The sequence below is a fragment of the Streptomyces sp. 840.1 genome, assembly GCF_003751445.1.
Lineage (GTDB): Bacteria > Actinomycetota > Actinomycetes > Streptomycetales > Streptomycetaceae > Streptomyces.
Map to the genome: position 1 here is coordinate 1,183,103 of NZ_RJUU01000002.1, position 14,631 is coordinate 1,197,733.

Sequence of the window (14,631 nt, forward strand, 5' to 3'; positions counted from 1 at the left end):
CGCGGCGAACTGCTGGCCCGGCACGAGGACGGCGTGCACCTCCATCATCTGGTGTGGCGGCTGGGCCCCGGCTGGCGCGTGTGCAGCAGCGCCGTGCTGGGCGGCGGCATCGGCCCGCGCGGCTGGATCCTCAATGCCCAGGTGCCCGGCGGCTACCCGCGTACCGACCCGGACCGGCACCTCGCCGAGATCGCCTCGGCCGAACACCTCACGGGGCCCGGCGCCGGACTGATGACGGCCGCCGACGTCACCGCGTACACGGTCGCCGTGGACGGCGAGGTGACGGCCACCGCCACCTGCGGCCTGGGAGTACGCGGCTGGGCGGCGGCACCGGCCGAGGACACCGGGGCGCCGCCGCGGCCCGGCACGGTCAACATCGTCGTCGTCCTCCCCGTGCCGCTCGGCGACGCCGCACTCGTCAACGCCGTCGCGACCGCCACCGAGGCCAAGGTCCAGGCGCTCCTGGACGCCGGACTCGACTGCTCCGGCACCCCCACCGACTCAGTCTGCGTCGCGTCGCCCGAACCGGCCGGGGGACCGGGCGAACCGTTCGCCGGGCCCCGTTCGCGCTGGGGCGCGCGACTGGCCAGGGCCGTGCACGCCTCCGTACTCGAAGGCGCGCTGCGGCAGTCCTGAGCATCCGAAGAACCGCGCGCGGGCTCCGGGCGCGGCCGACGAAGGGAATGGCCCTCATGAATTCAGCAACAGCCGGCGCGACCTCGCAGCGGCCGGTCGTCGCCGTCCTCGGCACCGGGATCATGGGGTCGGCCATGACACGCAGCATGATCCGGGCCGGGCTGGAGGTCCGCGCCTGGAACCGCACACAGGCCAGGGCGGAGCCCCTGACGGCGGACGGCGCCACCGTCACCGAGACTGCGGCGGAGGCCGTACGCGGCGCCGACGTCATCCTCACCACGCTCAACGACACGACCTCCGTCGCCGCCGCACTCACCGCCGCGTCCGACGGCACACACCGGGGCCAGGTCCTGCTGCAGAGTTCCACGGTCGGACCGGACGGCGCGGTCGCACTGGCCCAGCGCGCCGCGGACCTGGGCCTCGTCTTCCTCGACGCACCCGTCTCCGGAACCAGGCAGCCGGCGGAGCAGGGCGCGCTGACCGTCTTCGTCTCCGGACCGTCCGCCGCGCGAGGCGTGGCGGACCCCGTGTTCGACGCCATCGGACAGCGCACGGTCTGGGTCTCCGAGGAACCGGGGGCCGCCTCCAGGCTGAAGCTCGTGGTCAACACGTGGGTGATGAACATGGTGGGCGCGGTGGCGGAGACCCTCAACCTCGCCGAAGGGCTGGGAGTCGACCCGCAGCTGTTCCTCGACGCCGTGCGGGGCGGCCCGCTCGACTCCGGCTATCTGCAGAGCAAGTCCGCCGCGGTGCTGTCCGGTGACCTCACCCCGAGCGTCTCACTGAGCACGGCCCTCAAGGACACCCGCCTCATCCTCGACGCCGCCGAGCAGTCGGGCGTCCGGCTGGATCTGACCGCCGCCTCCGCGGTCCGCTTCGCGCGCGCCGAAACGGCCGGGCACGGCGCCGAGGACATGATCGCCACCTACTACGCGGGCCGGGCGCCGGAGTAGGGCGGCGGGTTCACCGAAGGCGGGTCGCTGCTTGAACGCGGTGACCGTCTTGACGGACTCGGGCAGGACCGCCCCGAGCTGCCCGTCGCGCACGTACGGACACACGTCCGGCCACTGACGCGCGGCCAGGTTCTCCCCGCACTTGAGCGCGGGCATGCCCTGCCGGGATTCTCACCCGGCAGGGCATGCCCGCGCCGAAGCGGGAGCCGGGAGCCGGGCTCCGGCTCACCGTGGCAGGTGACGTGGGGTGTCCCGCATCCGGCCGCCGGTCAGCGTGGGGCGGGGACCTCCACGATCGAGCGGCCCGCCCAGGAGGGCGCCTTCTCCGTGAGGGCGACGAGGCACTCGCGCACCTGGTCCGGGAAGGGCGCGGTGCGGCCCGCCTGCTGGTCCACGTGGAGAGCGAGCAGTTCGGTCGTCGCCACGGGCTCGGCGTCCGGGCCCGGTTCGGCGTCGTCCTGTGCGTCCGGCCCGAGCACGTACATCTCGTGGGCGAACCGGGTCTTCTTCGCGTCGGCACCCAGCACCCGCGTCCGGACGGCGAGGCGGTCGCCCTCGGAGACGTCGCGCAGATACCGGATGTGGGACTCGACCGTGTACAGCGAACAGCCGGTGCGCTCCCGGTACTCGGAGTTCAGACCGGTCTCGATCATCATCCGGTCGGTCGCGAAACCGAAGACGAGTACGTAGAACGCCTCGCTCATATGGCCGTTGTAGTCGATCCACTCCGGGCGCACGGTCTCCCGGTGCAGCGGCAGCGCGGTCACTTGGCCGCCTCCTCGGTGCGCCGCTCGCCGAGCCGGCCGGTGGCGCGCAGGACCTCGATGACGCCCCGGTCGCGTTCGGCCACGAGGTCCGCGATGCTGCGGCCGTCCGCCGCCTCGTCGCAGCCGCGCACCACCGCGTCGTACAGCTCCCGGTCCAGTTCGGGCGCTTCGAGCCGGGTCCACGGGGCCTTGAGCGAGGGGCCGAAGTGATCCAGCATGTGCGCCATGCCGCCCTCACCGCCCGCGAGCGCGAAGGTGAGCATCGGCCCCATGCACGCCCAGCGCAGCCCGGGGCCCTTGGTGATGGAGGCGTCGATCTCCGCCACCGTCGCCTCACCGTTCGCGACCATGTGCAGCGCCTCGCGCCACAGCGCCTCCTGGAGGCGGTTCGCGATGAAGCCCGGGACCTCGCGGTCCATCGTGATGACGGACTTGCCGGCGACCTCGTAGAAGCGGGACGCCCAGCCGACCGCGGACGGCGCGGTCAGCTCGCCGCCCACCACCTCGACCAGCGGGATCAGGTACGGCGGGTTGAACGGATGCCCCACGACCAGCCGTCCGGCGTCGGCCGCCCGGGTCTGCATGTCGGTCATCGGGTAGCCGGAGGTCGACGAGGCGATCACGACGCCCTCGGGCGTCGCGGCGTCGAGGCGGGCCAGCAGATCCCGCTTGAGCTCCAGCTTCTCCGGAGCGCTCTCCTGGACGAACTGGGCGTCGGACACCGCCTCTTCGAGCGTGGCCATGACCGTGAGCCGGTCCGGGGACGCCCCTTCGGCGAGACCGAGCTGCTCCAGGGCCGGCCAGGCGGCGTCGACCAGCCGGCGCAGCTTCTGCTCGGCGTCGGGGGCCGGGTCCCAGGCGGTGACGTCGTAGCCACGGGCCAGGAAGTGCGCGACCCAGCCGCCCCCGATCACTCCGGCACCCACGCACGCCACCCGGCGTACGTCCTCGGGGGCGCAGGGCGCGGGGGCGGTGGGTGCGGGCCGAGCGGACGTCGTGGGCCGAACGGACGGTTCGGGCTGTGCGGACGGTACGGGCTGCGCGGGCTGTACGGCGTTCATCGTGCGGTTCTCCAGAACGGGTGGAACGAGTGGGGGGCGGGCGGCGGCCGGGGTGCGGCCTCAGCCCCGGGGCTTGAGCCCGAGCCGCTGCCGGGCCTCGTCCGGGGTGGCGACCCGGGAGCCGAGCGACTCGGTGATCTGTACGGCGCGCTCCACCAGCTGGGCGTTGGTCGCCTTGACGCCCTTGCCGAGATACAGGTTGTCCTCGAGACCGACCCGGACATGGCCGCCGAGGAGGATCGACTGAGCGACCCAGGGCATCTGCATCCGGCCCAGCGCGAAGCTCGCCCACTGTGCGCCCTCGGGCAGCATGTTCACCATCGACTGGAGCACGCCGGGGTCGGCGGGCGCGCCCCACGGGACGCCCATGCAGAGCTGGAAGACGGTCGGGGCGTCGAGCAGCCCCTCGGCGAGGAGCTGCTTGGCGAACCACAGCTGCCCGGTGTCGAAGATCTCCAGCTCCGGGCGTACGCCCAGCTCCTGGATGCGGCGGGCGCCGGCCCTGAGCATGTCGGGGGTGGAGACGTAGAGGTTGCTGCCGTCACCGAAGTTCAGCGAGCCGCAGTCGAGCGTGCAGATGTCCGGCAGCAGGTCCTCGACATGGGGGAGGCGTTCGAGCCCGCCGACCAGGTCGGTGCCCGGCAGCTGCCGCAGCGGGGCCTCGGGGTCGATCACCAGGTCTCCGCCCATACCGGCGGTCAGATTGATGACGACATCGGTCCCGGTCTCCTTGATCCGCTCGACGACCTCCCGGTACAGACGCGGATCGCGCGACGGTGCGCCGGTCTCCGGCTCACGGACGTGGATGTGCACGACGGCGGCGCCTGCCCCGGCCGCCTCGACGGCGGAACGGGCGATCTGCTCGGGGGTGACGGGCACATGAGGGCTCTTGCGGACCGTGTCACCGGCCCCGGTGAGGGCACACGTGATGATGACGTCCTGGTTTACGGGCATGCGGAAGTGACTCCTGATTCGGATGGGGTTTGTTGTGGCTCTGTTGACCCGAACGACTTGAACGGCTCGAGTGAGCCGAAGGGGTCGCGGTCGGGCGCCGTTGGGCGTATGTGCGTGGGGCGGGTCAGCCCGCGGTCAGGGTCGCGTCCACGTAGCGGAGCAGCGCACCGTGCATGTCTTCGGCGCCGGTGCCCGGCTCCCCGGGCGTCGTCGCGAGCACCTGGGAGGCCAGGCCGTCGATGAGGGCGGTGAGGCTGAGGGCGGCGGCCTCCGGATCGACCGGCCGGAAGACCCCCTGGGCGACGCCGCGCCCGATCACCTCCGCGACCGTGGCCCGCCACTGCCGGTAGTACTCCACGTGGAGCTCACCGACCGCGGTGGAGCGCGCCGCCTCGGCCCACAGGTCGAGCCAGACGCTCCACTGGCGGCGCTGCTGGGGGGTGTACGGGGTCTGGAGCTCTATCAGCAGGCGGAGTTCGTCGCCGGCGTGGTCCGTATCGGCTGTCCCGGCCGCGCGTCGGGCGGTGTCCTCGTCCATGCACCAGCGGGCCGCCGCCTCCAGCAGCTCGTCACGTCCGGGGAAGTGGTAGTGGATGGCGGCGGTACTGGTCCCGCAGGCCTCCGCGATGTCCGAGACCCGTACGGAATGGAATCCGTGCTCCGCGATCAGCTCGACGGTCTGCCGGACGATCTGGAGCGGTCTGCCGTTGTCCGCTGCCGGTCGGCCGGCGGCGGCGTTGCGGGCCCGCCGGGGGCGGGCGGCGGACGTCGGGGCCCCGGTCTGCTGTGCGGGCGCGGCCCCGTGGTCCGGCTGCGTCCCGAGCAGCCAGCCGGCGTCGACCCCGGCGATGTCGGCCACCCGGGCCAGTTCGGCGGTGGTGAAGCGGCGGGTGCCGCCGAGTGAGCGCGAGAGCTTCGACGGATCGATGACCATCCGCCGCGCGAACTCGCGCTGACTCACTCCGGCATCCCGGATCACCTGTCGGACCCGTGCGGCCACCTCGTCGTGCTGCATGGTCGGTCACGTTACCCATGTGTTGAGAGGATCTCAACATCAGTCAGGGTGAATGACCTGTTTGGATGAGCATTGAGGTGCTGACTGATGCATCAGTCAGCTGTATCGGTCAGCTCATTCGTCGACGAGCATCCCGGTCCGGAGCTTGCCGAGGATCCGGCTGATCAGGCGCGAGACGTGCATCTGCGAGATGCCGAGTTCGCTGCCGATCTGCGACTGGGTCAGCTCCTGGCCGAAACGCATCTCGATGATGCGGTGCTCGCGCGCGTCCAGATCCCCGAGCAGCGGCGCCAGCGTCTGCAGGTTCTCCACCGTCTCCATGGCGGGGTCCGCCTCGCCCAGGGCGTCGGCGAAGGTGCGCCCCGGAGTGCCGTTGCGGCCGGTGTCCGTCGCGTCGGCCGGCATGTCCAGGGACCCCGCCGTGTACCCGTTGGCCGCGACGATTCCCTCCGTCACCTGCTCCTCGGTGATCCCGAGGTGTTCGGACAGCTCCTGGACCGTGGGGTCCCGGTCGAGCTCCGTGGCCAGGGACTCCTTCGCCTTGGCGATGTCGACGCGCAGTTCCTGGAGCCGGCGCGGTACATGGACCGCCCAGGTGGTGTCACGGAAGAACCGCTTGATCTCGCCGACGATGTACGGGACCGCGAAGGAGGTGAACTCGACCTCGCGGGACAGGTCGAACCGGTCGATGGCCTTGATCAGCCCGATCGTGCCGACCTGGACGATGTCCTCCATGTCGCCGCTGCCCCGGTTGCGGAACCGGCCCGCGGCGAACCGGACCAGCGAGAGGTTCATCTCGATGAGCGTGTTGCGCGCGTACTGATGGGCGGCCGTGCCCTCCTCCAGGACCTGGAGCCGGTCGAAGAACAGCTTCGACAGCGCCCGTGCGTCCTTGGGCGCGATCTTGCCGGCGTCCTCGATCCACGGAAGCTCGTCCACCGGCCCCCGGGTGTCCGCGGCGCCCGTGCCGCCGGTCACGCCTGTCGGGTCGGCGGTCTCCAGCAGGACCGCCGTGTCCGCTGCGGCGGTCCTGTGGGAGACCGCCGCCGTCGACCGTGCACTCTCCGCTCGCTCCGTACCGGCGTTCCGCGCAGTGTGCGCCGTCATCTCGTCACGCTCCCCTGGTCGTAGGCCATGAGGTGTAGGCGTATGCCCGCGAAAAGCTCGCCCATGCGGGTAACTGAGAGCTGATCAGGCAACAACAGGTCAATGGCCGAAAATCGACGTGATCCCTCGTCACATCTGTGCAGGGACACGGATCCGGCAGCAGAACCGCCCCACCGGTACGGGGGAGCCCGGTGGGGCGGTCGTCACCAGAGTGCCACAGCCCCGGGCGCAATGGGCACCGACCGGCGCATATCCAGCGGTAGTTGAGTTGAAATCGACGGTGGGCCGACTCGCGGTTTCCGGCCGACGGTTGAGGTCGCGCGGATGACCTGCGGCGGGGGAGTGGCGGGCGGCCGCGGACCGACTGGCGGGAATCGGTCAGCCCACGGACAGCAGCGGCGTGTCACGGCTCCGTGAACCCCGCACGTCGCCGGGAATACGCGCACGCGGGAAGGACTTCCTGCTGCTGTGGGGCACCGTCCGGGGCGGCCGGTGCCGAGAGAAGCTGGAGAGAGGGAGCTCATGCCGAAGGCGTACGTGTTCACCCGCAACGGCGGGCCGGAGGTGGAGGCCCTCGTCGAGCAGGAGGCTCCGGTGCCCGGTCCCGGGGAGCTGCTCGTCGCCGTACGGGCGGCGGGCGTCAACCCGGTCGACTGGAAGCTGCGCACGGGGTACACCAGGCCCGGCAGCGAGCCGCAGCCGTTCCCCACCGTCCTCGGCAGCGAGGCCGCCGGGGTCGTCGTGGCGGCCGGCCCGGACGCCGAGGGGTTCGCGGCCGGCGACGAGGTGTTCGGCAGCCCGCTGACCGGCGGCTACGCCGAGTACACGCTGCTGCCCGTCGCGGTGACCGCGCACAAACCGGCCGGGCTGTCCTTCACCGACGCGGCGGCGCTGCCGGTCGCGGTGGCCACCGCGTACGACGGGGTGCGCCAGCTCGCTCCCGCCCCCGGCTCGACGCTGCTGGTCACCGGCGCCGGGGGCGGCGTCGGGAACGCCGTGGTCCAGCTCGCGCACCACGCGGGCGTCAAGGTCGTCGCGGTGGCGAGCGCGGCCAAGAAGGACTTCGTCGAATCGCTCGGCGCGGTGCACGTCGCATCCGGCTCCTCGCTCGCCGGCCGGGTACGGGCCGCGGCCCCCGACGGCATCGACGCGGTCTTCGACCTGGTCGGCGGCGACACGCTGAGAGAGGTCGCCCCGCTGCTCGCCGACCCGGCCGCCCTCATCAGCGCCGCCGACAAGCCGCTCGCGGTGGAGCTGGGCGGCGCGGCGGTGGTCCGCGCCCGCACCTCGGCGGTTCTCGGCGAGGTCGCGGACCTCGTCGTCGCCGGAGCCCTGCGGACGCATGTCACCCGCACCTACCCGCTGAGCGCGGCGGGCGAAGCGCTGCGGGCCGTGGAGAGCGGACACTCCCGTGGAAAGACAGTGATCGAGGTGAGCGCATGAGCGCGGAGCAGCCCCTGTCCGGCGGGCACCCGCTGGACGACCCGGTCGGCGCGTCGCTGACCGGACCGCACGCCCGGTTCGCCGAACGCCGCGGCCGCGTCCTGCGCTACCCGGCCGACGTCACCCCCTGGGTCGCGCTGCCCGACCGGCCGGGGCCCGCGGACTGGGCCGACGCCGCGGCGCTCGCCGGCCCGGGGGGAGCGGTCACCATCACCGCCTTCCGTGAGCCGCCCCCGGACGACTGGGAGCGGACCTTCCACGCCGAGGGCGTCCAGCTCGTCGACACGGGCGTCGCCGCCGCCCCGGACCCGGAGGCGGTGCGGCTGGGGCCGGCCGACGTGCCCGAGATGCTCGAACTGGTGGAACGCACCCGGCCGGGACCGTTCATGCCCCGGACCATCGAGCTCGGCACCTATCTCGGGATCCGGCGCGAAGGGGTGCTGGTGGCGATGGCCGGGGAACGGCTGCACCCGCCCGGCTGGAGTGAGATCAGCGCGGTCTGCACCGATGAGTCGGTACGGGGGCAGGGGCTCGCCACCCGGCTGCTGCTCGCCGTCTCCCACGAGATCCGGGAACGCGGCGAGACTCCGTTCCTGCACGCGGCGGCGGCCAACACCCACGCCGTGCGGCTCTACGAATCCCTCGGATTCCGGCTCCGCCGGCGTACGTCGTTCCTGGCGGCGCTCGTACCCGACGGCGGGGCGGCGCGGCCGGCCATGAGCGAGGCGGCCGACGCGGCGGTCCGCGGCTGACCCGGGCACGCCGCACGGCCTGTGATCCGGACGCCCCGGGCGGGGCGCCCGTCGCGAGCCTCCGGCCCGAGCGCCGGGACACGTGCCGGGCGGCGGGACGTCCGTCCGGGACTTCCGGCCCGAAGAGCACGGCCGACCGGTGACCGGTGACCTTCGGCGTGGTTCAAAAGGCCGAAAGCCCCCTGCGTCCAAGCCCCGGTCCAGGTGGACTGGAGAGGACTGCCGGGGCCTGCCCGGCGCCGGCGGGAGGAGAGGGCCTTGACGATCGGGGTGCGACGTCCGGCGATGGCGCGGAGCGTGGAGCCGCCGTCCCCAGACGCCGGGGAGCGGGCTGCCGTCGCGGCCCGGATCGGCACCCCCGCCCTGATGGGCGGTCTGGCCCTGCTCTCCCTGATCGTGGTGTGGCTCGACGTCGCCACCGGTGAGGACCTTCGGCTCATCCCCCTCCTGGTCGTCGTTCCGGCACTCGTCTCGGTCTTCTGCACCGTCCGGCAGACCGTCGCGGCAGCGCTCTGGATCATGCCCATCGTCGTGATCTCCCGGCTGGCGTCGGGAGGCTCGTTCTGGGACATGGCGAGCGGCGTCTGCTTCACGGTGCTGGCCTGTGCGCTCGGCGTCGGCGTCTGCGCCCGCAGGATCCGGCACGTCAGCGAGATCGCCAGGCTGCGGTCCGCGGCCGTCGCCCTCCAGCGGCAGATCCTGCGCCCGCTGCCCGTGGCGACCGACCAGGTCCACGTGGACGGCATCTACGCGCCGATCGAGGAGGACCACCTGGTCGGCGGCGACATCTACGAGATCATCCAGACCCCGTACGGCACCCGCGTCATCATCGGCGACGTGCAGGGCAAGGGCCTCGCGGCCATCGGGGTGGGCTTCGCCGCGCTCGGCGCGTTCCGGGAGGCCGCCATCCGTGAGCCCGGCCTGACCGGTGTGGTGGACGCGGTCGAGGACGCGGTCGCCCGCCACAACGCCTTCTCGGCCCAGACCGGCGAGACCGAGCGCTTCGTCACCGCACTGGTGCTCGGCCTCGACGGGGCCGGCCGGGTCCAGGCCGTCAACTGCGGCCACCTGCCGCCCCGCATGCTGCACGAGGGGGTGGCGGCCGCCGTTCCGCTGCGCCGTACGTCGGTGCCGCTGGGCATGGCGGAGCTGAGCAACGAGGCGCGGGTCGCGGAATGGCTGGACTTCCCGCCCGGCGCAACACTCCTGATGTTCACCGACGGAGTGACCGAGGCGCGTGACCCCTCGGGAGCCTTCTATCCGCTGGACGCACGCCTGAGCCACTGGACCCGGCTCGGTCCCCGTGAGCTGCTGGACACGCTCCACGCGGACCTGGAGGTCTTCTCCGGCGGGGTGCGGCGCGACGACATCGCGGCGCTCACGCTGAGCGTTGCCTCGTCGGACAAGAGCAGCAGCCGTCCCGTGACCGCCGAAGTCGACGCACGCCGGGCCGCGGAGGCGTTCAGCGGACGGTAGGCCGCACCCGCAGCCCCGCAGCCCCGCAGCCCCGCAGCCCCGCAGCCCCGCAGCCCCGCAGCCCCTCAGCCGTGAGCCCGTAGGCCCGTGGACCCGTGGACCCGGGCTCCACAGCGTTTTCCGCTCCTTCCGCCCCTTCGGATGTCCCGAAGGGGCGTTTGTCGCAACGGGACATTATTAGGTGTACGGTGCAGTTATGAACCGGGAACGGAAGACCCCGGAGAGGCGGAGCCGCAAGGCCCGCCGGACCCGGGACACACTGGCCCAGGCCGCGTTCGAGCTGGTGCTCGACCGGGGGCTGAGGGAAGTGACGGTCGAGGAGATCGCGGAACACGCGGACGTCGACCGCCGCACCTTCAGCCGGTACTTCACCAGCAAGGAAGCCGCCGTACTGGACTCGGTCCGGGGCGACGGGGACCGGATCAACGACGCCCTGCGGGTTCGTCCCGCAGGCGAACCGCCGCTCACCGCGTACCGCAGGGCCGTCCTGGACTGGCTGGAGGACCCGGAGGCGGCGGCCTGGCACCGCCGCCCGAGGATCTTCGAACTGCTGGTCCTCGCCGAGCGGGAGCCGACCCTCTACGCGGCGTTCCACCACATCCGGGTGGACGCCCAGGAGGACTCGGTCGCCATCGTCGCGCAGCGGCTGGGCACCGACCCGCGGCAGGACATCCGTCCCGCCGTCACGGTCGCCGCCGGAGCGGGAGCGCTCCTCGCCGCCCAGGCGGCCTGGGTACGCGGCAACTGCCCCGACGAGCTGCCCCGGCTCGTGGAGCAGGCATTCGACGCCCTCTCGGCGGAGCTGTTCGCACAGCTCCCCGCCGGACCGGCGTCACACAGCACCACGGAAGGAAACGGAACATCATGAGCACCATCCCCGCCACCACCGAGCAGGAATTCGCCGGACGCACCGCCCTCGTCACCGGAGGGGCCTCCGGCATCGGACTGGCCCTCGCCCACCGGCTGGCCGGCGCGGGCGCGTCCGTGGTCGTGGCCGACTACGACGAGGAGAGCGCCCGCAAGGCGGTCGCCGCACTGGAGAACGCCGGCGCCAAGGCCGCGGCCGTCGCCATGGACGTCACCGACCCCGCCTCCGTCGAGGCGGGCGTGCGGTTCGCCGTCGACACCTTCGGAGCCCTGCACCTCGCGGTGAACAACGCGGGCATCGGCGGACCGAGCAGCCCGACCGGCGAATACGCCGTCGAGGACTGGAACCGGGTCGTCGCCACCAACCTCAGCGGCGTCTTCTACTCCATGCGCTACGAACTCCCCGCGATCGTCGCGGCCGGCGGTGGCGCCGTCGTCAACATGTCGTCGATCCTCGGCACCAACGGCTTCGCCGGATCGCCCGCCTACGTCGCCGCCAAGCACGGCGTCGTCGGCCTCACCAAGACGGCCGCACTCGAGTACGCGGCGCAGAACGTCCGCGTCAACGCGGTGGGACCGGGCTTCATCGACACCCCGCTGCTGCGCAACACGGACGGCCCCGCCCGCGACCACCTCATCTCGCTGCACCCGGCCGGGCGCCTCGGCACCGCGCAGGAGGTGGCGGAGCTCGCCGCCTTCCTGCTCTCCGACCGCGCCTCGTTCATCCACGGCAGCTACCACCTGGTGGACGGCGGATACTCCGCCTCCTGAGTGGCGCACAGGGGCTTCGGGGGCGAGAAATGGAACAGCAGAGGTCAAGGAGGACCCCATGAAAGCCGTCCAGTACCGCACCGTCGGCGCCGCACCGGAAGTCGTCACCGTGCCCGACCCGGAACCCGGCCCCGGGCAGGTGCTGCTGAAGGTCACCGCCGCAGGTGTCTGCCACTCGGACATCGCCGTGATGAGCTGGCCCGCTGACCAGTTCCCCTACGATCTCCCACTCACCCTCGGGCATGAGGGCGTGGGCACCGTGGCCGCACTCGGCGACGGCGTCGCCGGACTCACCGTGGGCGAGTCCGTGGCGGTCTACGGGCCCTGGGGCTGCGGTACGTGCGTCAAGTGCGCCGAGGGCAAGGAGAACTACTGCCTGCGCGCCAAGGAGCTCGGCATCAACCCGCCGGGGCTGGGCTCGCCCGGCGCCATGGCCGAGTACATGATCGTCGACGACCCGCGCCACCTGGTGCCGCTGGGGGACCTGGACCCGGTCCAGGCCGTGCCGCTCACCGACGCGGGCCTCACCCCGTACCACGCGATCAAGCGCTCCCTGCCGAAGCTGGTGCCCGGCGCGACCGCCGTCGTCATCGGCACCGGCGGACTCGGCCACGTCGCCATCCAGCTGCTGCGCGCCATGACGGCCGTGCGGGTCATCGCCCTGGACGTCACGGAGGACAAGCTCGCCCTCGCCCGCACCGTCGGTGCGCACGAGACCGTCCTGTCCGACGAGCACGCCGCGGCGCGAATCCGCGAGCTGACGGGCGGCATCGGCGCACAGGTCGTCCTCGACTTCGTCGGGGCGCCGCCCACCGTGGCCACGGCGGGTGCCGCCGCCGCCGTCGACTCCGACGTCACGATCGTGGGCATCGGGGGCGGGGCGCTCCCGGTGGGCTTCGGCTCCCTGCCGTTCAACACCGCGGTGACCGCCCCGTACTGGGGATCGCGCTCGGAGCTGGCCGAGGTGCTCGATCTCGCCCGTGCCGGTTCCGTCGAGGTGCACGTCGAGACGTACTCGCTGGACGAGGCGCCGCTCGCGTACGAACGGCTGCACGACGGCAAGATCAGCGGCCGGGCCGTCATCCTCCCCAACGGCTGACCCCGGGCCCCTGCCCAACGCCCCTGCGGGCCGTCGCACCGAGCGGCGGCCCGCAGGGGCGTACGCGCGAGCGCTTCACGCCGCGCCGCACGCGAGGGATACTGCCCGGATGGAATTCGCCGCGATGATGACGCTGCCCGGACTGGTGATCGGGCTGACCGCCGTCGCCATCCTCGATCAGCTGATGCTGCGCGCGGGCCGGGCCGGTCTGCTGCCGTGGCGCAACAGCGCCCGGCAGGGCCAGGTGTCGGCGACCGGCTTCGAGCAGTTGCACGCGACCTTCTCGCCCGGAAAGCAGAGCGAACTCAAGGAGCGGCAGAGCGCCCTGCTCCTGCGCGACGACGAGGAGGACGGCGCCCCGCCGCACCGCTCCACCGTGGACCTCGACGGAGGCCTCGCCGTCATCCGCATGCCCGGCAACGAAGGCTGAGGACTGCCGCCCACCCGGCGCCCCTCGCATCGCGGCCTCATCGCACCGCCACCAGCGGACGCAGCCGGCTGTCACGCAGCCGCACCACCACCGGGGCGCAGCGCCCGGCCGCGACCGTCAGCGGCCAGGCGACCAGCGCGCCGATCAGCAGCCCCACCAGCACATCGTGCGGGTAGTGGGCGCCGATCCACACCCGGGATGCCGCCATCAGCAGCGCGGCCGGTACCGCGACCGCTCCGAGCCGCCGGTCGGTCAGCCAGATCGCCATCGCGGCCGCCGCCGCGATGGCGGCGTGATTGCTGGGGAAGGACCAGTCGCCCAGCGCCGGGCAGGTCTCCACCGTCACGACATGCAGGCTTCTGCAGGGGCGTTGTTCGTGAAAGGCGGACTTCACCACGTCGTTGGCGAGATACGTGGCGACCACGACGAGCGGGGCGCAGAGCGCCCTGGCGGTACGCGTGGGATCCCCGGACCGGGAGCGCCACCAGGACGCGAGCATGAGCACCGCGAACAGGGCGAGACCGTAGTCCGACCACAGGCGGACGGCGGAGTCCAGGGCGGCGGGGGAGCGCTGGGCCAGCTCGGTGACCCAGGTGTACAGCCCACCGTCGATCGAGGTGGCCGCAGAGGCGAGCGGCATCAGTTGTTGTCTCCTTCGGCAGTGCTCCGCCTGCGGGAGCGGAGCAGTTCGGCGGCGAGCGGGATGAGAGAGACCACGACCACGAGAGCGACGATCGGCAGCAGGTAGCGGTCGACGTTCGGTACCGAGGACCCCAGTGCGTATCCGGCAAGGACCAGCCCGGCCGTCCAGACGACGCCCCCGACGACCTGCCACAGGGTGAACACCCTGGCCGGGACGTCGAGCGCCCCGGCCAGCGGATTGAGCACCGTGCGCACGACGGGGACGAAGCGGGCCAGCACGATCGCGCGGGCGTGCCCGTATCTGCCGAGCAGCTCCGCCGCGCGGTCGGCGCCCTCGTGCAGCCGTCCGGAGCGGTTGCGGGCGAGCAGCGCCCGGCCGCCCCGGCGGCCGAGCCAGTAGCCCGTCTGCGCACCGAGCAGCGCCCCGGCCACCGCGGCGATCAGCACCTGCGGCAGCGACAGCTCGACCGGGCCGTGGGTGCCGGAGACGCTCAGCAGGCCGGCCGTGAACAGCAGTGAATCGCCGGGCAGGAAGAAGCCGACGAGCAGCCCCGTCTCGGCGAAGAGCACGACGGCGACGCCGAGCGCGCCGAACGTGCCGAGCAGCGAACCGGCGTCCAGCAGGTTCACCGCTTGCGGCATGGCCGCCAGTGAGAGT

Annotated in this window: 16 protein-coding genes; 9 read left to right on the top strand and 7 right to left on the bottom strand. The window is 72.6% G+C overall.

What is annotated here, in order from left to right; translation table 11 throughout:
• Positions 1–33: 33 nt before the first annotated feature.
• Both EDD93_RS31340 and EDD93_RS31345 read left to right on the top strand, forming a co-directional pair.
• Positions 34–636 (top strand): adenosylcobinamide amidohydrolase, encoded by a 603-nt coding sequence (locus EDD93_RS31340; RefSeq protein WP_260256010.1) that lies wholly within the window; start codon positions 34–36, stop codon positions 634–636.
• Positions 637–692: 56 nt separating this feature from the next.
• A complete protein-coding gene (locus EDD93_RS31345) occupies positions 693–1,589 on the top strand; it encodes an NAD(P)-dependent oxidoreductase (RefSeq protein ID WP_260256011.1) in 897 nt (298 codons plus the stop codon).
• Positions 1,590–1,858: 269 nt separating this feature from the next.
• On the opposite strand, the gene EDD93_RS31350 is transcribed toward EDD93_RS31345, so the two are convergent.
• From EDD93_RS31350 to EDD93_RS31370, 5 genes are all read right to left on the bottom strand, one after another.
• The gene (locus EDD93_RS31350; RefSeq protein ID WP_123528899.1) at positions 1,859–2,356 is read right to left on the bottom strand and encodes a thioesterase family protein; all 498 of its coding nucleotides are present in this window, start codon (positions 2,354–2,356) and stop codon (positions 1,859–1,861) included.
• Complete coding sequence (locus EDD93_RS31355; RefSeq protein ID WP_123528901.1) at positions 2,353–3,417, bottom strand: 3-hydroxyacyl-CoA dehydrogenase NAD-binding domain-containing protein; 1,065 nt, start codon at positions 3,415–3,417, stop codon at positions 2,353–2,355. The genes EDD93_RS31350 and EDD93_RS31355 overlap by 4 nt, the downstream gene beginning before the upstream one ends.
• 60 nt (positions 3,418–3,477) lie before the next feature.
• On the bottom strand, positions 3,478–4,371 hold the full coding sequence (locus EDD93_RS31360; protein WP_123528903.1) for a 3-keto-5-aminohexanoate cleavage protein: 894 nt from the start codon (positions 4,369–4,371) through the stop codon (positions 3,478–3,480).
• Between the two features lie 124 nt (positions 4,372–4,495).
• On the bottom strand, positions 4,496–5,386 hold the full coding sequence (locus EDD93_RS31365) for a TetR/AcrR family transcriptional regulator (protein WP_123528904.1): 891 nt from the start codon (positions 5,384–5,386) through the stop codon (positions 4,496–4,498).
• Positions 5,387–5,500: 114 nt separating this feature from the next.
• Entirely contained in the window at positions 5,501–6,493 is a 993-nt protein-coding gene (locus tag EDD93_RS31370) for an RNA polymerase sigma factor SigF (protein WP_123528906.1), read from the bottom strand.
• Positions 6,494–7,015: 522 nt separating this feature from the next.
• Here EDD93_RS31370 and EDD93_RS31375 point away from each other — a divergent pair.
• The 7 genes from EDD93_RS31375 to EDD93_RS31405 all read left to right on the top strand — a co-directional run bounded on the left by EDD93_RS31375 (position 7,016) and on the right by EDD93_RS31405 (position 13,331).
• Complete coding sequence (locus EDD93_RS31375; RefSeq protein ID WP_123528908.1) at positions 7,016–7,936, top strand: NADP-dependent oxidoreductase; 921 nt, start codon at positions 7,016–7,018, stop codon at positions 7,934–7,936.
• A complete protein-coding gene (locus EDD93_RS31380) occupies positions 7,933–8,688 on the top strand; it encodes a GNAT family N-acetyltransferase (RefSeq protein WP_123528910.1) in 756 nt (251 codons plus the stop codon). The genes EDD93_RS31375 and EDD93_RS31380 overlap by 4 nt, the downstream gene beginning before the upstream one ends.
• Positions 8,689–8,946: 258 nt before the next feature.
• A complete protein-coding gene (locus tag EDD93_RS31385; protein WP_398905700.1) occupies positions 8,947–10,164 on the top strand; it encodes a PP2C family protein-serine/threonine phosphatase in 1,218 nt (405 codons plus the stop codon).
• Between the two features lie 196 nt (positions 10,165–10,360).
• Positions 10,361–11,032: a TetR family transcriptional regulator gene (locus EDD93_RS31390; RefSeq protein ID WP_123528914.1), complete on the top strand. Its 672-nt coding sequence runs from the start codon at positions 10,361–10,363 to the stop codon at positions 11,030–11,032.
• Entirely contained in the window at positions 11,029–11,802 is a 774-nt protein-coding gene (locus tag EDD93_RS31395; protein WP_123528916.1) for an SDR family NAD(P)-dependent oxidoreductase, read from the top strand. Before EDD93_RS31390 ends, EDD93_RS31395 begins: the two co-directional genes overlap by 4 nt.
• Before the next feature lie 58 nt (positions 11,803–11,860).
• Entirely contained in the window at positions 11,861–12,901 is a 1,041-nt protein-coding gene (locus tag EDD93_RS31400; protein ID WP_123528918.1) for an NAD(P)-dependent alcohol dehydrogenase, read from the top strand.
• 109 nt (positions 12,902–13,010) lie between these two features.
• Entirely contained in the window at positions 13,011–13,331 is a 321-nt protein-coding gene (locus EDD93_RS31405) for a DUF6191 domain-containing protein (protein ID WP_123528920.1), read from the top strand.
• 37 nt (positions 13,332–13,368) lie between these two features.
• On the opposite strand, the gene EDD93_RS31410 is transcribed toward EDD93_RS31405, so the two are convergent.
• Entirely contained in the window at positions 13,369–13,971 is a 603-nt protein-coding gene (locus EDD93_RS31410; protein WP_123528922.1) for a phosphatase PAP2 family protein, read from the bottom strand.
• Positions 13,971–14,615, bottom strand: a complete 645-nt coding sequence (locus tag EDD93_RS31415) for a DedA family protein (RefSeq protein ID WP_123529486.1) — start codon at positions 14,613–14,615, stop codon at positions 13,971–13,973. The genes EDD93_RS31410 and EDD93_RS31415 overlap by 1 nt, the downstream gene beginning before the upstream one ends.
• Positions 14,616–14,631: the final 16 nt, after the last annotated feature.